Origin of the sequence: Wenyingzhuangia fucanilytica (assembly GCF_001697185.1) — a bacterium.
GTDB lineage: Bacteria > Bacteroidota > Bacteroidia > Flavobacteriales > Flavobacteriaceae > Wenyingzhuangia > Wenyingzhuangia fucanilytica.
Window position 1 is genome coordinate 507,856 of the sequence record NZ_CP014224.1, and the last position, 24,900, is coordinate 532,755.

The window sequence follows — 24,900 nt, forward strand, 5'->3', positions numbered from 1 at the left end:
AAAATAAACACTAATATATAACTAAGAATTAAAATTTATAATCATGGCAAAGGCAACATTTGACCGTTCGAAACCACACTTAAATATCGGTACTATCGGACACGTGGATCACGGAAAAACTACTTTAACAGCTGCAATTACAACTGTATTGGCTTCAAAAGGTCTTTCTGAATTGAGAGATTTCGCTTCTATTGATAATGCTCCTGAAGAGAAAGAAAGAGGTATTACTATTAACACTTCTCACGTAGAGTACTCTACAGCTAACCGTCACTACGCTCACGTTGACTGTCCAGGTCACGCGGATTACGTTAAGAACATGGTAACTGGTGCTGCTCAAATGGATGGTGCTATATTAGTGGTTGCTGCTACTGATGGACCAATGCCACAAACTCGTGAACACATCTTATTAGGACGTCAGGTAGGTATTCCACGTATCGTTGTTTTCTTAAACAAAGTTGATATGGTAGATGATGAAGAGTTATTAGAATTAGTAGACATGGAAGTTCGTGATTTATTATCTTTCTATGACTATGATGGTGATAACACTCCTGTAATTCAAGGTTCTGCTTTAGGTGGATTAAACAATGAAGAGAAGTGGGTTGATTCTATTATGGAATTAATGGATGCTGTTGATTCTTGGATTGAAGAGCCAGTTCGTGAGGTTGAGAAAGATTTCTTAATGCCTATTGAAGATGTATTCTCTATTACAGGACGTGGTACAGTAGCTACAGGACGTATTGAAACTGGAGTTGCTAACACTGGAGATAGTGTTGATATTATCGGTATGGGTGCTGAGAAGTTAGCTTCTACTATTACTGGGGTTGAAATGTTCCGTAAGATTTTAGATAGAGGTGAAGCTGGAGATAACGTAGGTATCTTATTAAGAGGTATTGCAAAAGAAGATATCAAGAGAGGAATGGTAATCTGTAAGCCAGGTTCAGTAACTCCACACGATAAATTCAAAGCTGAGGTTTATATCTTGAAAAAAGAAGAAGGTGGACGTCACACTCCATTCCACAACAACTACCGTCCACAGTTCTACGTACGTACAACTGACGTAACAGGTACTATTAACTTACCTGATGGAGTTGAAATGGTAATGCCAGGTGATAACTTAACTATTACTGTAGATTTACACTCTCCAATTGCAATGAACGTAGGTTTACGTTTTGCAATCCGTGAAGGAGGTAGAACAGTAGGTGCTGGTCAGGTAACTGAAATTTTATAATCGTAAGATTATTTACTATATAAAGAGCTTGTTTTAAGCAGGCTCTTTTTTTACGGGCGTAGCTCAGTTGGTAGAGCACTGGTCTCCAAAACCAGGTGTCGGGAGTTCGAGTCTCTCCGCCCGTGCAAAATAGAAGGAATTATATTTTTTATAATTCCTTTTTTTAGCAAACAAGTCAAAAAAAGATATAAAATTATTTGCGTGTTGAATAATTTTATATCTTTGCACGACTTTTCAAGAAAATATTATGAATATTCTTAATTACATAAAAACGTCATTTTCAGAATTAAAAGATGAAATGACATGGATCTCTAAAGAAGAGGCTCAGAAATCTACTGTTGTTGTAGCTGTGTTTACTATAATATTTGCTATTGCAGTATTTTTAGTAGATCAAGGGTTTCAAAAAACATTAGAAGGTTTTTTTAATATTATAAAGTAAAGGTAAATTATGGCTGATTCTGTAAAGAAGTGGTATGTAGTAAGGGCTATTGGTGGTCAGGAAAACAAAGTGAAGAGTTATATTGAAAATGAAATTTCACGTTTAGGTTTGTCTGATTATGTAGATCAGGTATTGGTACCAACAGAAAAAGTTGTTCAAGTTCGTAACGGTAAAAAGTCAACACGTGAACGTGTTTATTTTCCAGGTTACATCATGGTAGAAGCTAATTTAACAGGAGAAGTACCTCACGTTATCAAAGCTGTTACTGGTGTTATTGGTTTTTTAGGTGAAACTAAAGGAGGTGAACCTGTACCAATGAGACAAAGTGAGATTAATAGAATGTTAGGAAAGGTTGATGAATTAACAGTTCAACCAGACAATAATATCGCGATTCCTTATACTGTTGGAGAAACTGTAAAAGTAATTGATGGACCATTTAATGGTTTTGATGGTGTGATTGAAAACATTCACGAAGAAAAGAGAAAACTTGAGGTTATGGTTAAAATCTTTGGACGTAAAACACCATTGGAGTTAAACTATATGCAAGTAGATAAAATATCATAAATAAAGAGTGTTACAAATTAATCTTATGTTAGCTTCCAACTAAAGCATAAGGTTTAATTTAATTTTATATTAAAAATGGCAAAAGAAGTAAGTAAGATTGTAAAGTTACAGGTTAAGGGAGGGCAAGCAAATCCTTCACCACCAGTAGGTCCTGCTTTAGGTGCTGCCGGGGTTAACATTATGGAGTTCTGTAAGCAGTTTAATGCTAGAACTCAAGACAAACAAGGAAAAGTTTTACCAGTTGCAATTACTGTATATTCTGATAAATCTTTCGAGTTTGTTGTTAAAACTCCTCCAGCTGCAGTTCAAATTTTAGAAGCTGCTAAACTAAAGAGCGGGTCAGGTGAACCTAACCGTAAAAAAGTTGCAAGTGTATCTTGGGATCAAGTAAGAACAATTGCAGAGGATAAAATGCCAGACTTAAATGCATTTACTGTAGAGTCGGCTATGAAGATGATTGCAGGTACTGCAAGATCTATGGGAGTAACGGTAAGCGGAGACGCTCCATTTTAATTGATAAACAAGAAAACATGGCAAAATTAACAAAAAAGCAAAAAGAAGCTCAAGCTAAGATTGACAGTTCTAAAGTTTATTCTTTGAATGAGGCATCTTCTTTAGTAAAAGAAATTACGTTAGCTAATTTTGATGCATCTGTAGATGTTGCTATTCGTTTAGGAGTTGATCCTAGAAAAGCAAATCAAATGGTACGTGGAGTTGTAACATTACCTCACGGAACAGGAAAAGATGTAAGAGTATTAGCATTAGTTACACCAGATAAGGAAGCAGAAGCTAAAGAAGCTGGTGCAGACTACGTTGGTTTAGACGAGTACTTAGCAAAAATAAAAGCAGGTTGGACAGATGTCGATGTAATCATCACTATGCCAGCTGTAATGGGGAAATTAGGTCCTTTAGGACGTGTTTTAGGACCAAGAGGTTTAATGCCAAACCCTAAGACAGGAACCGTTACTATGGATGTTAAAAAGGCAGTAGCAGAAGTTAAAGCTGGTAAAATTGACTTTAAAGTTGATAAAACTGGTATCGTACATGCTGCTATCGGAAAAGTATCTTTCGATGCTCAAAAGTTAACTGAAAATGCTAACGAATTAATTCAAACAATTATTAAGTTAAAGCCTACTGCGGCTAAAGGAACTTACATTAAGAGTGCATTTATCTCTTCTACTCAGTCTCCTTCAGTTCAGTTAGATCTTAAATCGCTTTAATTAGCTGTTAAAACTCATAAACAATGACAAGAGAAGAAAAATTTCAAGTAATTGAAGATTTAACAAGCCAATTAGCGGAGAATTCAGTAATCTATTTAGCTGATATTTCAGGATTAGATGCTACTGCAACTTCTAACTTAAGAAGAGCTTGTTTTAAAGCAGATATCAAATTATCTGTAGTGAAAAATACATTGTTAGAAAAGGCAATGGAAAAGTCTGATAAAGACTTTGGTGATTTACCATCAACTTTAAAAGGTAACACATCTGTGTTTTACGCTTCAGTAGCTAACGCTCCTGCAAAAGTAATTCAAGATTTCTTAAAGAAATCTAAAGGTGAAAAGCCTTTATTGAAAGGAGCTTACATAGCTGAAGAAGTATATGTAGGAGCTAATCAATTACCTGCTTTAGTTTCTATTAAATCTAAAGAAGAAGTTATTGGTGATATCATCACTATCTTACAGTCTCCTATTAAAAACGTTGTTTCAGCGTTGACTAATGAGGCTCGTCCAGATAGAGCTGGTGAAGCTGTAGAAGCATCTACAGAAGAAGCAGCAGAATAATTACGCGCACAAATAAATTTATAATACACCACGTTTAATAAACGTACAAAAAGAATCAAAATGGCAGAATTAAAAGATTTCGCAGAACAATTAGTTAACTTAACAGTTAAAGAAGTAAATGAATTAGCTACTATCTTAAAAGATGAGTATGGTATCGAGCCAGCTGCAGCTGTAGTTGTAGGAGGAGGAGCTGCTGAAGGTGGTGACGCTGGAGAAGCTCAAACTGAGTTTGATGTTATCTTAAAAGAAGCTGGAGCATCTAAATTAAAAGTTGTAAAAGCAGTTAAAGAATTAACTGGATTAGGATTGAAAGAAGCTAAGGAATTAGTTGATGGAACTCCATCTGCAATTAAAGAAGGTGTTTCTAAAGAAGAAGCAGAAGGAATCAAAGCTTCTTTAGAAGAAGTTGGAGCTGTAGTTGAGTTAAAGTAATTCTTTTACTACAAAACCTTATAGGTTTAGGTCTATCCCACATGGGTTAGACCTAAACCATTTTTTGCGTTTAAATAGTCCCTATTTTTACGCAACCCAAAAAGAGCTTAAAAAAAGAAAATAGAATTATTAATTCACCTAAATTTTTTCACCTTTGGCAACGAAAAATAATACAAGAGTTAACTTTGCTTCAGCCAAACTAAGTACAGAATATCCGGACTTTTTAGATATTCAGATTAAGTCTTTCCAAGACTTTTTCCAGTTGAAAACTAAGGCTGACGAAAGAAGCGATGAAGGTTTGTATAAAACTTTCATGGACAATTTTCCAATTACTGACACACGTAATAACTTTGTGTTAGAATTTTTAGACTATTTTGTAGATCCACCTAGATACTCAATTGAAGAGTGTATTGAGCGTGGTTTGACTTATAGTTTACCATTAAAGGCAAGATTAAAATTGTACTGTACAGATCCTGAACATGAGGATTTCGAAACTATTGTACAAGATGTGTATTTGGGAACTATCCCTTACATGACTAATTCGGGTACCTTTATTATTAACGGAGCTGAGCGAGTAATCGTTTCTCAGTTACACCGTTCACCAGGGGTATTCTTTGGACAATCTTTCCATGCAAACGGTACAAAATTATATTCTGCAAGAGTAATTCCTTTTAAAGGATCTTGGATAGAATTTGCTACCGATATCAATCAAGTGATGTATGCTTATATTGATAGAAAGAAAAAATTACCTGTTACTACTTTATTCCGTGCAATTGGATTTGAAAGAGATAAGGACATTTTAGAGATTTTTAACCTTGCAGAAGAAGTTAAAGTTTCTAAGTCTGGATTAAAGAAAGTATTAGGAAGAAAATTAGCTGCTCGTGTATTAAGAACTTGGTTTGAGGACTTCGTTGATGAAGATACTGGAGAAGTTGTATCTATTGAGCGTAATGAGATCGTTTTTGATCGTGATACGATTTTAGATAAAGAACATATTGATGAGATTGTTGATACTGGTGTAAAAACAATTTTATTACATAAAGAAGATAATGAAAGTGGAGATTACGCAATTATCCACAACACATTACAAAAGGATCCTACGAACTCTGAAAAAGAAGCAGTAGAGCATATCTATAGACAATTACGTAATGCTGAGCCGCCAGATGAGGAAACTGCAAGAGGAATTATTGAAAAATTATTCTTCTCTGAGCAACGTTACAACTTAGGTGAAGTAGGACGTTTTAGAATGAACAAAAAGTTAGGATTAAATGAGTCTTTAGACCAAAAAGTTTTAACTAAGAATGATATTATCACTATTATCAAGAACTTAATTGAGTTAGTTAACTCAAAAGCAGAAATTGATGATATTGACCACTTATCTAACAGACGTGTACGTACAGTAGGAGAACAATTAGCAGCTCAATTTGGAGTTGGATTGTCTCGTATGGCTCGTACTATTAGAGAAAGAATGAACGTTCGTGATAACGAAGTGTTTACACCGATTGACTTAATTAACGCGAAGACTTTATCTTCTGTAATTAACTCTTTCTTTGGAACTAACCAGTTATCTCAGTTCATGGACCAAACAAACCCGTTAGCTGAAATTACTCACAAACGTAGATTGTCTGCATTAGGACCTGGAGGTTTATCTAGAGAGAGAGCAGGATTTGAGGTTCGTGACGTTCACTATACTCACTACGGTCGTTTATGTCCTATTGAAACTCCTGAAGGTCCAAACATTGGATTGATTTCATCTTTAGCAGTATATGCAAAAGTGAACAATTTAGGGTTTATAGAAACAGCATACCACAAAGTAGATGAAGGAAAAGTTAATATTGTTGACGCTCCTACCTATTTAAGTGCTGAAGAAGAAGAAGGAATGAAGTTTGCACAATCAAACATTGATATTGCAGATGACGGACAAATCAACTTAGAAAAAGTTATTGCTCGTGAAGAGGCTGATTATCCAGTTGTAACTCCACAAGACATTGACTATATGGATGTATCTCCAAACCAGATTGCATCTATTTCTGCTTCGTTGATTCCTTTCTTAGAACATGATGATGCGAACCGTGCCTTGATGGGATCTAACATGATGCGTCAGGCAGTACCTTTATTAAGTCCAGAAGCTCCTATTGTAGGAACTGGATTAGAGCGTAGAGTTGCAAAAGATTCAAGAATCTTAATCAACGCAGAAGGAACTGGTGAGGTTATTTATGTAGATGCTAACAAGATTACCATTCGTTATGAAAGAACTGAAGAAGAAGCTTCTGTAAGTTTTGATTCAAACGAAATTAGCTACAACTTAATTAAGTTTAGAAAAACCAACCAAGGAACTTCTATCAACTTAAAGCCAATTGTAAAAGTTGGTGATACTGTTGAAGAAGGACAAGTATTGTGTGAAGGATATGCTACTCAAAAAGGTGAATTAGCCTTAGGACGTAACATGAAAGTAGCCTTTATGCCTTGGCAAGGATATAACTTTGAGGATGCGATTGTGATTTCTGAAAAAGTTGTAAGAGAAGATATATTTACTTCTATCCACATTGATGAGTACTCTTTAGATGTAAGAGATACAAAATTAGGAGCAGAAGAATTAACCAATGATATCCCTAACGTTTCTGAAGAGGCTACAAAAGACTTAGATGAAAACGGAATGATTCGTATTGGTGCTGAAGTGAAGCCTGGTGATATTTTAATTGGTAAGATTACTCCTAAAGGAGAGTCAGATCCAACACCTGAAGAAAAATTATTACGTGCTATCTTTGGAGACAAAGCTGGTGATGTAAAAGATGCTTCTTTAAAAGCTTCTCCATCATTAAGAGGAGTTGTTATTGGTAAGAAATTGTTTAAGAAAGCTGTTAAGGATAAATCTAAGAGAGTTAGAGATAAAGAGCAAATAGAGGCTTTAGAAGCACAATTTACTCATGACTTTGAATCTTTAAAAGATAGTTTAATAGACAAGTTGTTTACTTTAATTTCTGGTAAAACATCTCAAGGTGTTCAGAATGATTTAGGAGAAGAAGTATTCCCTAAAGGTAAAAAGTATACTTTAAAAATGTTAAACTCTGTTACAGACTTTACACATTTAACTAAAGGAGCTTGGACTACAGATGATCACTTAAACAACTTAGTTGCTGAATTAATTCACAATTATAAAATTAAAGTTAGCGATTTACAAGGAGCATTAAGACGTAAGAAATTTGCCATTACTATTGGAGATGAATTACCAGCAGGTGTCTTGAAATTAGCTAAAGTTTATATTGCTAAGAAACGTAAGTTAAAAGTAGGAGATAAGATGGCAGGACGTCACGGTAACAAAGGTATTGTTGCTCGTATTGTACGTCAAGAAGAAATGCCTTTCTTAGAAGATGGAACACCAGTAGATATCGTATTGAATCCATTAGGGGTACCATCTCGTATGAACATTGGACAGATTTATGAAACTGTTTTAGGATGGGCAGGTCAAAAATTAGATCAAACGTATGCAACACCAATTTTTGATGGAGCTAAATTAGATCAAATTAACACCTTAACTGATGAGGCAGGAATTCCAAGATTTGGACATACTTACTTATACGACGGAGGAACAGGAGAACGTTTTGACCAACCAGCAACTGTAGGTATTATCTACATGATTAAGTTAGGTCACATGATTGATGATAAGATGCACGCGCGTTCTATTGGACCATACTCTTTAATTACTCAACAGCCATTAGGAGGTAAAGCTCAATTTGGAGGTCAGCGTTTTGGAGAGATGGAAGTATGGGCATTAGAAGCTTATGGAGCATCTAGTATCTTACGTGAAATTTTAACTGTGAAATCTGATGATGTTATTGGTAGAGCGAAAACTTACGAGGCAATCGTAAAAGGAGAACCAATGCCAGAACCAGGTTTACCAGAATCTTTCAACGTATTAATGCACGAATTGAAAGGTTTAGGATTAGACGTAAGATTAGAAGAATAACTAGAGTATTAAGTAAAGAGTACAAAGTAGTGAGTATAAAAACTTCATACTTTGTACTTAGTACTAAAGACTAAAAAAGAAATCATGGCAAGAAATAACGATAAAAACCCAACACAAAAGAGATTTGAAAAAATTTCTATTGGTTTGGCATCACCAGAGTCTATTTTAGAGGCTTCTCACGGTGAAGTTTTAAAACCAGAAACAATCAACTACCGTACACACAAACCAGAAAGAGATGGTTTGTTTTGTGAGCGTATCTTTGGACCTATAAAAGATTTTGAATGTGCTTGTGGAAAGTACAAGAGAATTCGTTACAAAGGTATTGTATGTGATCGTTGTGGTGTAGAGGTTACAGAAAAGAAAGTACGTAGAGATAGAGTAGGACACATTAACTTAGTGGTGCCTATTGCTCACATTTGGTACTTTAGATCATTACCTAACAAAATGGGATACCTTTTAGGATTACCATCTAAAAAGTTAGATATGATTATTTACTACGAAAGATACGTAGTAATTCAACCAGGTAATGCAACTCAATTAGATGGAACTCCATTACAAAAAATGGATTTCTTAACTGAAGAGGAGTATTTAGATATTTTAGAAACTGTTCCATTGGAAAATAGATACTTGGATGATGATGATCCAAATAAATTTATTGCCAAAATGGGAGCTGAGTGTTTAATAGAGTTATTAGATCGTATTGATTTAGAGACTTTATCTTATGAATTAAGACACAAAGCAAACACAGAAACTTCTAAGCAACGTAAGACAGAGGCTTTAAAGCGTTTGAATGTTGTAGAAGCTTTCCGTGAATCTCAAAAAAACAGAGAGAACAACCCATCATGGATGATTTTAAAGGCTATTCCGGTGATTCCACCAGAATTACGTCCTTTGGTACCATTAGATGGAGGTCGTTTTGCTACTTCTGATTTAAATGATTTATACCGTAGAGTAATTATCCGTAACAACCGTTTAAAGCGTTTGGTAGAAATTCAGGCTCCTGAAGTTATTTTACGTAACGAAAAGCGTATGTTACAAGAATCTGTAGATTCATTATTTGATAATACTCGTAAGTCATCAGCAGTAAAAACTGAATCTAACAGACCATTAAAATCTTTATCAGATTCATTAAAAGGTAAACAAGGTCGTTTCCGTCAAAACTTACTTGGTAAGCGTGTGGATTATTCTGCTCGTTCGGTAATTGTTGTTGGACCAACTTTGAAATTATCTGAGTGTGGTATCCCTAAAGATATGGCAGCTGAATTATACAAACCATTTATCATCCGTAAGTTGATTGAGCGTGGAGTTGTAAAAACAGTTAAATCTGCTAAGAAAATTATAGACAAAAAAGAGCCTGTAGTTTGGGATATTTTAGAAAATGTAATTAAAGGACACCCAGTTTTATTAAACCGTGCCCCTACGTTACACCGTTTAGGGATCCAAGCATTCCAACCTAAGTTAATTGAAGGAAAAGCAATCCAATTACACCCATTAGTATGTTCGGCATTTAACGCCGATTTTGATGGGGATCAGATGGCGGTTCACTTACCATTAGGTCCAGAAGCTATTTTGGAAGCTCAAATGTTATTATTAGGTTCTCACTCTATCTTAAACCCAGCGAACGGTGCTCCTATTACAGTACCTTCTCAGGATATGGTACTAGGTCTTTACTATATGACCAAGTTACGTGTTACTGATGATAAGCATGTGGTAAAAGGAGAAGGATTAACTTTTTACTCTCCTGAAGAAGTTACTATTGCTTTTAACGAAAAAGCAGTTGAACTAAACGCAGGGATTAAAGTTAGAACTCAAGATATTGATGAAAACGGAAATCAAGTAACAAGAATTATAGAAACTACTGTTGGTAGAGTATTGTTTAACGAACATGTACCAGCAGAAGCAGGATATATCAACGAGGTATTAACTAAGAAATCTTTACGTGGAATTATCGCAAAAGTTTTAAAAGCGACAGATATTCCTACAACAGGAAAGTTCTTAGATAATATTAAAGACATGGGATTCAAATTTGCCTTTAGAGGTGGATTATCATTCTCATTAGGAGATATTATTATTCCTGCAGAAAAGAAGCAAATGATTGCTGATGCCAATGTTGAAGTGGATGTAATTATCCAAAACTATAACATGGGTATGTTAACGAATAAAGAACGTTATAACCAGGTGATTGATATTTGGGGATCTACAAACAACCAATTGACAGAATTGTCTATGAAGCGTTTGAGAGAAGATCAACAAGGATTTAACTCAGTGTTTATGATGCTTGATTCTGGAGCCCGTGGTTCTAAGGAGCAAATTCGTCAGTTAACAGGTATGCGTGGATTGATGGCGAAGCCTAAAAAATCTACTTCATCAGGAGGAGAAATTATTGAAAACCCAATTTTATCTAACTTTAAGGAAGGTTTATCAATTTTAGAGTACTTTATTTCTACGCACGGTGCACGTAAAGGTCTTGCCGATACAGCCTTAAAAACAGCCGATGCAGGATATTTAACACGTCGTTTAGTAGATGTTGCACAAGATGTAATTATCAACGAATTTGACTGTGGTACTTTAAGAGGATTAGAAGTTTCTGCATTAAAGAAAAATGATGAGATTGTTGAAGCATTAAACGAACGTATTGTAGGTCGTGTTGCTTTACACGATGTTAAGGATCCAGTAAATCACGAAGTGTTGGTAACAGCAGGATCGGAAATTACTGAAGAATTAGCTGCTATTATAGAAGAGTCAGGATTAGATTCAGTTGAAGTGCGTTCTGCATTAACATGTGAGTCTAAGAGAGGTATCTGTTCTAAGTGTTACGGACAATCAATGTCTACACGTGATATGGTTCAAATAGGAGAGTCTGTAGGAGTTATTGCTGCACAGTCTATTGGAGAACCTGGTACACAGTTAACATTACGTACGTTCCACGTTGGAGGGGTTGCCGGAAACATTTCTGAAGACAATAAATTAACTGCTAAATTTAGTGGTAAATTAGTGATTGATGATTTAGTAACTGTACCTGGTAAGAATCCACAAGGAGAACCAGTTGAGATTGTAATTTCTCGTACTGCAGAAGCTAAGATTTTAGATGATAAGATAGGTACTGTATTAAGTAATACTGTAATTCCTTATGGTTCTTACATCTTTGTAAATGGTCAAGAAACTATTAATAAAGGAGATGCTATCTGTCAATGGGATCCATTTAACGGAGTTATCGTGTCTGAGTTTGGAGGTAAAATTGCCTTTGAAGATTTAGAGCAAGGTGTTAACTATTCTGTAGAAATTGATGAACAAACAGGTTTCCAAGAAAAAGTAATTATTGAATCTAAAGACAAGAAGAAAATTCCTGCTTTATTAATTCAAGATCTTGATGGAAACACTTTAAGATCATACTCTTTACCTTTAGGAGCTCACTTAATGGTAAGCAATGGTGAAGAAATTGAAACAGGTAAAACGTTAGTTAAGATTCCTCGTAAATCAGGTAAAGCTGGGGATATTACAGGAGGTTTACCTCGTGTAACAGAGTTATTTGAAGCACGTAACCCATCTAACCCAGCAGTAGTTGCTGAAACTGATGGTGTGGTATCTTTTGGTAAAATTAAGCGTGGTAACCGTGAGATTATTGTTGAGTCTAAGTTTGGAGATATTAAGAAATACTTAATTAAGTTATCTAACCAAATCTTAGTACAAGAGAATGATTACGTAAAAGCGGGTATGCCTTTATCTGATGGTTCTGTTACTCCAGAAGATATCTTGAGAATTCAAGGTCCTTCTAAAGTACAAGAGTACATTGTAAACGAAATTCAAGAAGTATATCGTTTACAAGGGGTAAGAATTAACGATAAGCATTACGAGGTTGTAGTTCGTCAAATGATGCGTAAAGTTAGAATTATTGATTCTGGAGATACTCTATTCTTAGAGAACTCTTTAGTACATAAGAATGACTTTATTGAGAAGAATGATGAGATCTACGGTATGAAAGTAGTAGAAGATGCTGGTGCATCTGATGTATTAAAACCAGGTCAAATTATTACTGCTCGTCAATTAAGAGATGAAAACTCAAGATTGAAGCGTGAGGATAAAGCTGAAGTAGTTGCAAGAGATGCTAGACCGGCAACGGCAGAGCAAATTTTACAAGGAATTACTAGAGCTTCTTTACAAACTAAGTCGTTTATCTCTGCAGCATCGTTCCAGGAAACAACTAAGGTGTTAAATGAAGCAGCTGTAAGCGGTAAAGTAGATTACTTAGAAGGATTAAAAGAAAACGTTATTGTTGGTAAAAAGATTCCTGCTGGTACAGGAATGAGAGCTTACAACAATGTTATTGTAGGTCCTAAAGAGGAAATAGAAGAAAGTTTTGAGGCATAGTCTTTAAAATAAATTCATATAAAAGAAAACGGATTCCATTTGGAATCCGTTTTTTTTGCTCTATAAATATATTACTTTAGTAGCTACATTAATTAATACGAGAAATGGAAGGATCTAAAGAAAAAGAAGGAAACATCAATATAGAGCTAACACCAGAAGTTGCAGAAGGAACTTATTCTAATTTGGCAATCATCAATCATTCAAACTCAGAGTTTGTAGTAGATTTTGTAAACATTATGCCAGGTGTACCTAAAGCCAAAGTAAAGTCTAGAATTGTTTTAACTCCACAGCATGCTAAACGTTTGGCACAGGCTTTAATAGATAATATCAAACGTTTTGAATCTCAAGTTGGAGAAATTAAAGAATTTGAACAACAAGATTATCCAATAAATTTTGGACCTGTAGGTGAAGCTTAAATTCTAAAAAGAGTAAGTTTTATGTTATTTCTTTTTTTAGGAAGTATAATACAAAAGCAAATTTTACAAAGAGGAATGGTTTATTTATCATTCCTCTTTTTTGTGATTTGTTAATCCTACAAGGATAAACTCTATCAATAAGAAATAAGCATTCATAATTTATATAAAATGAACCTTAATTTATATTATAGACTTATAATGGTGGTTAAATTTGAAGTATAAAATATGATGAATATGAAATATACCAAATTATGCCTTTCAGTATTTTCTTTAGCTATTTTGTTTAGTTCTGCCACTGTGGTTGCTAATCAAAAAGAGAATACGTCAATACAAATTGTTCAAAAAGAATTTATCTCGGTAAATACGCTTACTGATTTTAAAAAATACATAGACAAAGATGATGTTTACGTAAAGCTAGCTCCAGGAAATTATCAGATTGATGAAGCCGATAATATTAGATTTATAAAAGTTACAGGAAGCAATTCTCATTACGATTTAACAGGCGCTAGGTTTATGGTAGATACCAAACTTTTTTACAGCAAGGAATTAAGCAAAAGCGATGACGGAAACAGCATGTATTGTGCTATTGAAATTTCTGGAAAGAATACAGTTTTTGAAGGTTTGTATATAGAAACTTATGGAGACCATTCTGGGAGACAAAGTAAAAACAAAATGATTAACATCGCAGGAGAAAATATTATTCTTAAAAATGTAGAGGTTCGTACTGCGGGGTCTAATCCTTGGGGATATGGTTATTTGTACGGATTAGGTGGTGGAGATATAAGAAAGATGAATGGTATTCGTGTAGGATATCCAGCTAAGAATGTAACGCTTATTGGATGTAAAGTACATATGCGTGCGATGGGACATGCTATCTTTTTACAAGGATCAGAAAATACATTGATACAAGATTGCCATGTAGATGGTTTGTTACGTACCACAGATGCTATTTTAGCAGAAACTTCAGGTTATGGTTTTGATAGAGATTTTTACGCTAAAAAACCTAGGCATGCTCATAAAAAAGGATATGTAGAAGGAACTGTTATTGGATTGGATGGTAAAATTTTACCAGGAGAAATTGTGTCGTTAAGCGAAGATGGGATTAGATTGTATCCTGAATACAACGGACATCCAACAATAAACACTACAATAAAATCTTGTACTGTTTTTCAAATGAGAAGAGGGATTTGTGTAGGTTTAAATAGTTCTGGAGATAAAGTAATTGATTGTGAAGTAAGAGATTGTGTAACTACAGGTTATAATGTAGGAAATGAAGATGTTGTTATTAATAGTAGTGCTAATGCTAAGTATGGAGAAGCCTTTGGAGTACCTTATACCAATGCTAAAAATGCTTCTGTAGATATTACTATTTTAGATAGCCGCAATGGAATGGCTAATGATATGTTAGCAAAGATTAATGGTACAGGTCACAACATTATCATCAAAACAAATAATGATGATTTTATTCCAGAAAGTATGGCTATTAAGTTTTCTGTTTGGGAAGGTTATGGAAATTACAATCCTAAAGCAACGATGCATGCTACGGATATTAAATTAGTGAACAATACCAATACTAAAGTTTTGCTTTATCCTAAAACTAAAGGTCTAGATATAGAGAGTAGAGGTAAAGTAACCAAGGTTAAATAACCTACAAAATATACAGTATAAAAAAGCCAATAGATTTAATATCTATTGGCTTTTTTATTATCTTTCTCGATATGATTTTGTGAAGTAAGACAGTCAAAAAGAGAATTAAAATAATAAAGATTGCCTTTGATAATTCTTTAAGGTTTCTCAGATCAGATCTTTTTACTAACAAGCATAAAAAAAGTCGAGGAATTTTCCTCGACTTTTTTTAGTTGCTGTAAATGTTATTTTTTACGTTTTTTCTGAGCTTCTTGTTGCGCTTGGGCTTGTTTCATAGCCTCATCTAAACGTTGCTTAAACTTACTAGTCTTTTTAGGCTTTTTTCTGTTTTCGTGAATTTTAGCCAATATTTTTTCTTCATCAATTACATAGTTTTTAATTACAAACATAATTGATAAGGTTAATAAGTTAGATACAAAATAGTACAAACTCAATCCAGATGCGTAGTTGTTAAAGAAGAACAACATCATAATTGGAGAGAAGTACATCATCATCTTCATCATTTTTTGCATATCAGGCATTCCTTCTTGAGCAGGTTGTTGCATACTCATTTGTTGCCCTTGATTCATTCTCATATAAAAGAAAATTGCAACCGATGCTAATACAGGGAACAAACTAAAGTGGTTTCCGTAAAAGCTTGATAAAATAGGAATATGAGTAGACCATTCAAAAACACTATCGTAAGAAGATAAGTCATCTGCCCACAAGAAAGGTTGTTGTCTTAAATCTATTTCTGATGGGAAAAATCTAAACAAAGCAAAGAAAACTGGCATTTGTAACAATGCAGGAATACAACCCGCCATCATGTTTACTCCAGATTTACGTTGTAAAGCCATAATTTCAGACTGACGCTTCATTTGGTTTTCTTTACCAGGGAATTTTGCATTGATAGCATCCATTTCTGGTTTTAAAACTTTCATTTTAGCACTAGATACATATGATTTGTATACCAATGGAGACATTAATAAACGAACAACTAAAGTCATTAATATAATAACTACACCATAACTTCCGTTAAATCCATTTAAAAGACCACTTAAGAAATGGAAAATAGGAATGAATACATTTCTGTTAATCCATCCAAAAATTCCCCAACCAAGGTTCATTACATTTTCAATCCCTTTATTGTATGACGCTAAATTTTCGTGAATGTTTGGTCCAATATAAAGACCCATGTTATAGCTTAAGGCACCATTGGTTAATTTTAATGGAGCAGTAGTGCTAAAACTTTTAGTAACTAAAGAATCTACCAAAGCATCCTTTACTAATGATTCAGATTTTAGTTCAGCTTTTTCAAAAGGAGTATTGGTTAATAAAATAGTAGAGAAAAAGTGTTGTTTGTATCCAATCCAGTCTACATTTTCTTCAGTTTCTTCATCTTCTGAAGCTACAGATAAATCATCAAATTTTCCGTCTTCTTTTTCATAGTGTAAAGCCGTCATTTGATTTTCGTACTTAATACTCTTTTCTTGACGTTTAGCAGTTAAATTCCACTCAAGGTTAATTTGATTATTGCTGTTGATGACATTTTCTAATCCTACAGATCTTACAGAAAAGTCAATCATATAATCATTAGGCTTTAATTCATATCTATATTCTAAATATTGAGTATTTGATACTTTTAATTTAAAAGAAGCTACTTGATTTTGACCATTTTTAGAAGTTGACGGTTCAAAAATTAAATCTTTGGTATTGATTAATTTGTTGTCTTGTGTTCCAAACTGAATGTTAAAATCAGCATTTTGATCTTTAATTAAATACAGAGGATTTTTTTGATAATCATCATATTCCTTTAATCTAGCTTCAACAATTTGTCCACCCTTGTTAGCAATCACAAGTTTTAAAACATCACTTTCTAAAGTAGTAGTTCCTTCTTCTTCTGTTCCGCTTGCTACTGCATAAGCAAAGTTTCCGTATTTTTTTACAGCTTCTGCTTGTAATGTAGAGTCGGTAACAATTGTGTTATCAGTTGCATTTTGAGAATTGTTAGTGTTTACGATTTCAGTTTTGGCAGTTTCTTCAGCAGGAGCTTTGTCCTTTGAGCTCATAGTATACCAAACCAACACGGCTCCAATTAATGCAAAACCAATTAACTGGGTAATGTCTAATTTCTTTTTTTCTTCCATTGTTTTAAAAAATAGAAGTCTGTCATTATATTAATGACAGACTTAATGGGTTATTGTATGTGATTTATTTTGATTCGAAATATTCTAAACTAGCGTTTACAAAATCCTTAAATAAAGGATGAGGGTTTAAAACAGTACTTTTGTATTCTGGGTGATATTGTACTGCAACGAACCAAGGATGAGAAGGAATTTCTACGACTTCTACCAATCCTGTTTTAGGATTAACACCTGTCGCTTTCATACCAGCCTTTTCTATTTGTTCTTTAAAATCGCTATTAAATTCATATCTATGGCGGTGTCTTTCAGAAATGTTTTCTTTTTCATAAGCGTGGTAAGCTTTAGAACCTTTTTCTAAAGTACAATCCCAAGCTCCTAAACGCATAGTTCCTCCCATATCAGTAACGTGTTTTTGATCTTCCATCAAATTGATTACAGGATATTTTACGTTTTCATCCATTTCGGTTGAGTTGGCATTTTCAAAACCAAGTACATTTCTAGCAAATTCAATTACTGCCATTTGCATTCCTAAACAAATTCCCATAAAAGGAATGTTATTTTCACGAGCGTAGCGGATGGTTTCAATTTTTCCTTCGGTACCACGGTTTCCAAAACCAGGAGCAACCATAATTCCACTTAAACCATGTAATTTTCTAGCTACATTATCTTTGGTAATGTCTTCGGAGTGAATCCATTCAACTTTTACCTTAATTCTTTGAGAAGAACCCGCATGAATAAATGCTTCGGCAATAGATTTATATGCATCTTGTAGTTCAACATATTTACCAATCACTCCAATTTTAACTTTGTGTAAAGGGTTTTTGTGTTTTTCAACAAATTTATTCCACTCAATTAATTTAGGTTCTTTGGTACCTGTTAAAGCTAATTTTTTCATCACTACTCTGTCTAAACCTTCATGAAACATCATGTTTGGTACATCGTAGATAGTTTCTGCGTCTAAAGAAGAAATAACTTCTTCTTTCTTTACATTACAGAACAAAGCTAATTTACGTTTGATTTCATCAGAAATAAAATGCTCTGATCTACAAACTAAAATATCTGGGTTTAAACCATTTTGCATCATCATTTTTACAGAATGTTGCGTAGGTTTTGTTTTTAATTCTCCAGCAGCAGCTAAAAATGGAATTAAAGTTAAGTGAACTACAACAGAGTTGTTTTCTCCTAATTCCCAAGTTAACTGACGTACAGACTCTACATAAGGTAGAGATTCAATATCACCAACAGTACCACCAAGCTCAGTAATGATTACATCATAATCACCTGTTTCTCCTAAAAGTTGGATACGTTCTTTAATTTCGTTAGTAATATGAGGGACTACTTGAACTGTTTTTCCTAAAAACTCTCCTCTACGTTCTTTGTCTATTACAGATTGATATACTCTACCTGTAGTAACATTGTTTGCTTGTGAGGTGTTTACGTCTAAAAAACGTTCGTAGTGACCAAGGTCTAAGTCAGTTTCTGCTCCATCATCGGTAACAAAACATTCTCCATGTTCATATGGGTTTAAGGTACCTGGGTCTATATTAATGTAGGGGTCGAATTTTTGTATTGTAACTCTGTATCCTCTTTCTTGTAGTAATTTAGCCAAAGAAGCAGCAATAATTCCTTTACCTAAAGACGAAGTAACACCACCAGTTACAAAAACATATTTCGTATTTGCCATTTGTATTTTGTTTGTGCAAAAGTACAAACTTCTGTAGAAATAGAAGTATATTTTTAAGGACTATATACAAGTATTTGAATATCTTTTAGCTAAGGTATTAAAGGAGTGATATAAAGAAGAAATAAGAAGGTTATAAAAAACTTAAATTTTTAAATAAAAACATTTGTAGTTCTTAAATAATCAATTATATTTGCACACGCTTTGGGGAAACCTATAAAGTGCCCAATTAAATAGCAACAAACAAACGACGTAAGATATAATACAATGAAAAGAACGTATCAACCATCGAATAGAAAGAGAAGAAACAAACACGGTTTCAGAGAGAGAATGGCTTCAGCTAATGGACGTAAAGTCTTAGCTCGAAGAAGAGCTAAAGGTAGAGTAAGCACAACTGTTTCTTCGTCTCCAAGACATAAGAAATAATGATGCTTTCATTATAATATATCAGGTGTTACTTTTAAGTAACACCTTTTTTTTGAAATTTTTTTTTTAGAATCCAGTTCAACCAAAGATAATGAGTTTGTTATCTTTGCCTCAAAATTAAAAGTATGCCTAAAAATCCTAAAATCAAATCGGTTTTAATTATTGGTTCAGGTCCAATTGTAATTGGTCAAGCTTGTGAGTTTGATTATTCAGGGTCTCAATCAATCCGTTCATTAAAAGAAGAAGGAATTGAAGTAACTTTAATCAATTCGAATCCTGCAACTATTATGACAGACCCGTCATTAGCAGATAACGTATATTTAAAGCCTTTAACCACTAAATCAATTAGAGAAATTTTAGAAGCACATCCAAATATTGATGCTGTGTTACCTACAATGGGAGGTCAAACAGCATTAAACTTGTGTATTGAGGCTGATGAAAAAGGAATTTGGGAAGATCATAATGTAGAAATGATTGGAGTAGATATTGCTGCAATTAATATTACAGAAGATAGAGAGCAATTCCGTGAATTGATGGGGAAAATTGGGGTAGCTATGGCGCCTCAAGCAACAGCAACATCTTTCTTAAAAGGTAAAGAAATTGCTCAAGAGTTTGGTTTTCCATTGTGTATTAGATCTTCGTTCACTTTAGGTGGAGCAGGAGCTTCTATAGTATATAAAGAAGAGGACTTTGATGATTTATTAGCTACGGGATTAGAGATTTCTCCTATCCACGAGGTAATGATTGACAAAGCCATGATGGGATGGAAAGAATATGAATTAGAATTATTGCGTGATGCAAATGACAACGTAGTAATTGTTTGTTCTATTGAAAATATGGATCCAATGGGAATCCATACAGGAGATTCTATTACCGTTGCACCAGCAATGACTTTAAGTGATAGTACTTTCCAAAAAATGCGTGATTTAGCTATCAAAATGATGCGTTCTATTGGAGATTTTGAAGGAGGATGTAATGTACAGTTTGCTGTATCTCCTGATGAAAAAGAAGATATTATTGCAATTGAAATCAACCCACGTGTATCTCGTTCATCTGCATTAGCATCAAAAGCAACAGGATATCCAATTGCAAAAATTGCTACAAAATTAGCTTTAGGATATAACTTAGATGAATTAAACAATCAAGTAACTGGAAATACATCAGCTTTATTTGAGCCTACATTAGATTATGTAATTGTAAAAATCCCTCGTTTTAACTTTGATAAGTTTGAAGGATGTGATAGAACTTTAGGATTACAGATGAAAGCAGTAGGTGAGGTAATGGGAATTGGACGTTCGTTCCAAGAAGCTTTACATAAAGCCACTCAATCTTTAGAAATTAAGCGTAACGGTTTAGGAGCAGATGGTAAAGAGGAAACTCACTACGATACTATTATCTCTAAATTAACACATGCTTCTTGGGATAGAGTATTTACCATTTACGATGCTATCAAAGCAGGAATTTCTTTAAAGAAAATCTACGATATCACTAAGATTGATATGTGGTACTTAAAGCAGTACGAAGAGTTGTTTGCTTTAGAAAAAGAAATATCAACATACAAATTAAATACTTTGCCAAAAGCATTATTGTTAGAGGCAAAACAAAAAGGATACGGAGACAGACAAATAGCTCATATGTTAGGTTGTTTAGAGTCTGAAGTATATAACAAGCGTGATGAGTTAAACATCAATCGTGTTTATAAGTTAGTAGATACTTGTGCTGCAGAATTTGCTGCCTCTACTCCTTATTATTACTCTACTTTTGAAAACACTATGACTTTGGCTAATGGAGAACCATATGCACATAATGAGTCTGTAGTTACGGATAAGAAAAAAGTAGTAGTATTAGGATCGGGACCTAACCGTATTGGTCAAGGAATTGAGTTTGACTACTGTTGTGTACACGGAGTTTTAGCTGCTAAGGAAGCAGGATATGAAACTATTATGATTAACTGTAACCCAGAGACTGTTTCTACAGACTTTGATACTGCAGATAAATTGTATTTTGAACCAGTATTCTGGGAGCATATTTATGACATCATTCGTCATGAAAAGCCAGAAGGAGTAATTGTTCAGTTAGGAGGACAAACAGCATTAAAATTAGCTGAAAAATTAGAGGCTTATGGAATTAAAATCATGGGAACTAGTTTTGAAGCTTTAGATTTAGCTGAAGACAGAGGACGTTTTTCTGATATGTTAACTACTCTAAATATTCCTTTCCCTAAATTTGGAATCGCAACAAATGCTGATGAAGCATTAGAGATTGCAGATGATTTAGATTTCCCAATCTTAGTTCGTCCATCTTATGTATTAGGAGGTCAAGGAATGAAGATTGTAATTAACAAAGAAGAGTTAGAGGAGCATGTAGTAAGTTTATTACGTTCTATTCCTGGAAACAAATTATTGTTAGACCATTATTTAGATGGAGCTATAGAAGCTGAAGCAGACGCTATTTGTGATGCTGATGGTAATGTTTACATTATTGGAATTATGGAGCATATTGAGCCTTGTGGGGTACACTCAGGAGATTCTAATGCAACTTTACCTCCATTTAATTTAGGTGAGTTTGTAATACAGCAAATTAAAGATCATACTAAGAAAATTGCAGTAGCATTAAAAACAGTAGGATTGATTAACATACAATTTGCAGTTAAAAACGACACTGTATATATTATTGAGGCTAACCCTAGAGCATCTAGAACAGTACCATTTATCGCAAAAGCATACGGAGAGCCTTATGTAAACTATGCAACTAAGGTAATGTTAGGGGTGAATAAAGTAACAGATTTTACTTTTAATCCTCAGTTAAAAGGATTTGCAATTAAGCAACCAGTGTTCTCTTTTAACAAATTCCCTAATGTAGATAAAAAATTAGGACCTGAAATGAAATCAACTGGAGAGGCTATTTTGTTTATTGACAATTTAAAAGACGATGCCTTTTATGAGTTGTACTCAAGAAGAAAAATGTACTTAAACAAATAATTATTAGTTGTTTATAAATGATATAAAAATCGGCTTAAGAGAAATCTTAAGCCGATTTTTTTGTTTGTTATTTAAAGGGAAAAATGAATTCTATTACTATAAAATAATAGAAAGTTTTTTATTTCTAATAACATATGTTAATAGTTTTAGTTGTTTTTTTTTTGACTTTTAAGTTGAAATTGAGAAAGAAAAACAAAAAATGCTATGAGAAAAAAATTACTTTTAGCCCTACTATTTGCAGTAGGGACAATGGGAGCGTTCGCTCAAACGACAACAGTTGAACCTACAGAAGGTTCTATAGTAGAGGCAACCACAGGGTACCCTGTAAAATTTAACTTTACTAATTTTTTAGCACTAGGTACTTTTAAATTAGAGCTCACATCATTTCCTGATGGAGCAAATACTACTGGTTTTACACAAGAGAAACCAATTATTAGTCTATTATCAGCAGATTTACTAGGTGCTTTTGATGAAATTACTCCAACAGTTTCCGGAGATTATGTTTTTACCTTAAAAAAAAGAAGTGGTGTTCCAGGATTCTTTAGTTATTCAAATATAATAGACTCTTTTACGCTACAAATGACAGATGAAACACTTTCTAATAAAAAGGTAGAAAACTCATCAGAGTTTTCAGCTACTTGTAATGCGGGGATTTTAACAATTACCAATGCCAGTGAAGCTACTGGAGTTTCTATTCTAAGTATTTCTGGAGTTATGGTATATAGTGCAAGCAAAGCAGAAAGTAGTATAGATGTAAGTTCTTTGGCTAGCGGTATCTACGTATTGGTAGTGGAACAAGGAGGGGCTAGAATCACTAAAAAGTTCATCAAAAACTAATTCAAATTAAGAAAATTTAATAAAAGAAATTATAAACAATTTCTCAATTTCAAAAAAAACACCTAATACTCATTAGGTGTTTTTTTATTTAGAACCATTTTCTAAGTTTATTTTTAGTTTTAAAGCCAATCCGTTTTGTACTTCTTGTTTAACTAGGTTGGGGATGTTGATGTTGTAGTCGTTAGGACTTAAACGATAGCTAATTTGTAAAGTATAGTTTCCGTTGTAGTTATTAAAAAATCCTCCTTTAAAGGTGATGATTTGTGCTGCACCATTCATATTAACATAACTTTTAAAACGAACATCAGTATTAGCGTTTTTAAAAAGACTACCGTTAAAAAATGATTTGTTTTGGAGATGTAAAAAATTACTAATTTGTTGGACAGGAATAATACGGTCTAGTTGGTTTAAATTAAAAGAATAATGATATCCTTTGATAAAAGGAGAAGAGGTAATAGATCTTTTGATTGCTTCTAAATCATTAATATCCTTCCTTTTTTGTTGTTTAGGTTTTATGAAGTTTAGGTTTTCATTTTTGAATAGTGTAGTGCTATCTCTATTGTCTACTTGAGCAATTAAAGATTGGTAACAAAAGATGAGGAGTAATATTGGAATATAATAAGTCCATTTTGAAAATATATAAGGAGTAATCATATGATGTTCATTTTTAATTGAACTTATTAGTACTTATAATTAAGATAATGATTTTTTACCTAAGGATAAAATACCAAATAAGGGGCCAATAGCCAATGATATAAATATATACTCAATATTTATAAAATTTAATAAATAATTAAAAAGATAAATACTTACAATGGTGATAAAAAAACCAATACTAGTAGACAAAGTTAAAGCAGTACCATTATAGTTTTCAAGACTGTTTTTGTTGATTAAAGTTGATAATAATGGAGAATCTGCCACTACACTTATTCCCCAAATCAATAAGTATATCATAAACAAATAGGAGGGAAGAAAGAAACTTAAAGGGCATAATAAACAACAAAGGGTAGAAATAGCAAGAGCTATTTTAGTGATTTTATAAGTTTCTTTTTTTATGGCAATTTTTCCAGCGATCACACAACCAATGGTTCCGCTACTAATTACTATAAACGTCCATAAAGAATTATTTATATTAAGGTTATGATGGGTTTTATAAGCAATAATTAATAAAGGCACAAAAGCCCAAAAAGTATAGAGTTCCCACATATGACCAAAATATCCGTAGCAAGCAGCTTTAAATTTTTTGTTTTTGAATAATAAGGGAATGATGTTTAGATTAATTTTTTGAATATTTTCTTTAGGAGGAGTGTTTAAAAACATCATTAAAATACCACCTAAAACAGCTAGAGCAGAACTCGTTAAAATAACTGTAGTCCAAGGTAGGTTTACGTTAAAACTAGCCGTGAAATAAGGAAATGCAGTTCCTAAAACCAAGGCTCCTACCAAAACTCCTAAAGCATTGCTTACTGTTTTTGGAAAAAAGTGAGCAGCTATTTTCATTCCTACAGGATAAACTCCCGCCAAGAAAAAACCAGTACCAAATTTGCATAAAAAAACAAAAGTAAAATTTAAATCAGGCCATAAAATAGCACTGTTTATTAAAGCTGCAAGAACAATACTGATGCTAAAAATTCTATTGGCATAAAACCTATCAGCAATGTTTAACAATGCATAAAATAAGCTTCCAATAATAAAGCCTAGTTGTGTTGCAATGGTAAGGTTTGCAAGTAAATTGTTGCTTTCTAAATGATGAGCATTTGCTATTTCGGGTAAAATAGCATTGCTGCTAAACCACAAAGAAGTTCCAAAAAACTGACTCAAAACAATCAGTGTTAAGACTAAGGTTTTATTCATAAAAACAAAGTTATTACAATAGAGTCGGTAAACTGTGAATATCTTTCTTCTAAACTAGTAAAAGTTTCTTTTATATTTGTTTTTCTTTGGCAATAAGGCTTATGTAATGTTTTATAAGTAGTTGTCATTTTGTCTAGAATAATCAGCATAAATAATA

At 33.5% G+C, this 24,900-nt stretch carries 18 protein-coding genes and 1 tRNA gene; 15 read left to right on the forward strand and 4 right to left on the reverse strand.

Annotated features, from left to right (window positions below; genetic code table 11):
* Positions 1-43 precede the first annotated feature (43 nt).
* The 12 genes from tuf (at position 44) to AXE80_RS02315 (ending at position 14,841) form a co-directional block, all read left to right on the forward strand.
* Positions 44-1,228: an elongation factor Tu gene (gene tuf, locus AXE80_RS02260; RefSeq protein WP_068824280.1), complete on the forward strand. Its 1,185-nt coding sequence runs from the start codon at positions 44-46 to the stop codon at positions 1,226-1,228.
* A 52-nt stretch (positions 1,229-1,280) separates the two neighbouring features.
* Positions 1,281-1,353: transfer RNA gene (locus AXE80_RS02265), tRNA-Trp, on the forward strand.
* Between the two features lie 122 nt (positions 1,354-1,475).
* Positions 1,476-1,667: a preprotein translocase subunit SecE gene (gene secE, locus AXE80_RS02270; protein ID WP_068824281.1), complete on the forward strand. Its 192-nt coding sequence runs from the start codon at positions 1,476-1,478 to the stop codon at positions 1,665-1,667.
* Positions 1,668-1,676: 9 nt separating this feature from the next.
* Positions 1,677-2,231 (forward strand): transcription termination/antitermination protein NusG, encoded by a 555-nt coding sequence (gene nusG, locus AXE80_RS02275; RefSeq protein ID WP_068824282.1) that lies wholly within the window; start codon positions 1,677-1,679, stop codon positions 2,229-2,231.
* A 75-nt stretch (positions 2,232-2,306) separates the two neighbouring features.
* Complete coding sequence (gene rplK / locus AXE80_RS02280) at positions 2,307-2,744, forward strand: 50S ribosomal protein L11 (protein ID WP_068824283.1); 438 nt, start codon at positions 2,307-2,309, stop codon at positions 2,742-2,744.
* Positions 2,745-2,761: 17 nt separating this feature from the next.
* Positions 2,762-3,451: a 50S ribosomal protein L1 gene (rplA, locus tag AXE80_RS02285; protein ID WP_068824284.1), complete on the forward strand. Its 690-nt coding sequence runs from the start codon at positions 2,762-2,764 to the stop codon at positions 3,449-3,451.
* 23 nt (positions 3,452-3,474) lie between these two features.
* A complete protein-coding gene (gene rplJ, locus AXE80_RS02290; RefSeq protein WP_068824285.1) occupies positions 3,475-4,011 on the forward strand; it encodes a 50S ribosomal protein L10 in 537 nt (178 codons plus the stop codon).
* 60 nt (positions 4,012-4,071) lie between these two features.
* Complete coding sequence (gene rplL, locus AXE80_RS02295) at positions 4,072-4,443, forward strand: 50S ribosomal protein L7/L12 (RefSeq protein ID WP_068824286.1); 372 nt, start codon at positions 4,072-4,074, stop codon at positions 4,441-4,443.
* Positions 4,444-4,597: 154 nt separating this feature from the next.
* Positions 4,598-8,410, forward strand: a complete 3,813-nt coding sequence (gene rpoB, locus AXE80_RS02300) for a DNA-directed RNA polymerase subunit beta (protein WP_068824287.1) — start codon at positions 4,598-4,600, stop codon at positions 8,408-8,410.
* An 84-nt stretch (positions 8,411-8,494) separates the two neighbouring features.
* Positions 8,495-12,778: a DNA-directed RNA polymerase subunit beta' gene (rpoC, locus tag AXE80_RS02305; RefSeq protein WP_068824288.1), complete on the forward strand. Its 4,284-nt coding sequence runs from the start codon at positions 8,495-8,497 to the stop codon at positions 12,776-12,778.
* A gap of 104 nt (positions 12,779-12,882) precedes the next feature.
* Complete coding sequence (locus tag AXE80_RS02310; RefSeq protein WP_068824289.1) at positions 12,883-13,194, forward strand: DUF3467 domain-containing protein; 312 nt, start codon at positions 12,883-12,885, stop codon at positions 13,192-13,194.
* A gap of 234 nt (positions 13,195-13,428) precedes the next feature.
* Positions 13,429-14,841, forward strand: a complete 1,413-nt coding sequence (locus tag AXE80_RS02315) for a hypothetical protein (RefSeq protein WP_068824290.1) — start codon at positions 13,429-13,431, stop codon at positions 14,839-14,841.
* Between the two features lie 224 nt (positions 14,842-15,065).
* Here the strand turns inward: AXE80_RS02315 and yidC are convergent, their stop codons facing one another.
* The gene (yidC, locus tag AXE80_RS02320) at positions 15,066-16,967 is read right to left on the reverse strand and encodes a membrane protein insertase YidC (RefSeq protein WP_068824291.1); all 1,902 of its coding nucleotides are present in this window, start codon (positions 16,965-16,967) and stop codon (positions 15,066-15,068) included.
* 64 nt (positions 16,968-17,031) lie between these two features.
* On the reverse strand, positions 17,032-18,648 hold the full coding sequence (locus AXE80_RS02325) for a CTP synthase (RefSeq protein ID WP_068824292.1): 1,617 nt from the start codon (positions 18,646-18,648) through the stop codon (positions 17,032-17,034).
* 264 nt (positions 18,649-18,912) lie between these two features.
* Between AXE80_RS02325 and rpmH the strand changes: the two genes are divergently transcribed.
* From rpmH to AXE80_RS02335, 3 genes are all read left to right on the forward strand, one after another.
* Entirely contained in the window at positions 18,913-19,071 is a 159-nt protein-coding gene (gene rpmH / locus AXE80_RS14245; protein ID WP_083194467.1) for a 50S ribosomal protein L34, read from the forward strand.
* Positions 19,072-19,196: 125 nt separating this feature from the next.
* On the forward strand, positions 19,197-22,052 hold the full coding sequence (carB, locus tag AXE80_RS02330) for a carbamoyl-phosphate synthase large subunit (protein WP_068824293.1): 2,856 nt from the start codon (positions 19,197-19,199) through the stop codon (positions 22,050-22,052).
* A 204-nt stretch (positions 22,053-22,256) separates the two neighbouring features.
* Positions 22,257-22,889, forward strand: coding sequence for a T9SS type A sorting domain-containing protein (locus AXE80_RS02335; protein WP_083194470.1), 633 nt, complete (start codon positions 22,257-22,259; stop codon positions 22,887-22,889).
* An 84-nt stretch (positions 22,890-22,973) separates the two neighbouring features.
* On the opposite strand, the gene AXE80_RS02340 is transcribed toward AXE80_RS02335, so the two are convergent.
* Together AXE80_RS02340 and AXE80_RS02345 are read right to left on the reverse strand one after the other, a co-directional pair.
* Positions 22,974-23,543, reverse strand: a complete 570-nt coding sequence (locus AXE80_RS02340; protein ID WP_068824295.1) for a hypothetical protein — start codon at positions 23,541-23,543, stop codon at positions 22,974-22,976.
* A gap of 39 nt (positions 23,544-23,582) precedes the next feature.
* Positions 23,583-24,743: an MFS transporter gene (locus AXE80_RS02345; RefSeq protein ID WP_068824296.1), complete on the reverse strand. Its 1,161-nt coding sequence runs from the start codon at positions 24,741-24,743 to the stop codon at positions 23,583-23,585.
* Positions 24,744-24,900: the final 157 nt, after the last annotated feature.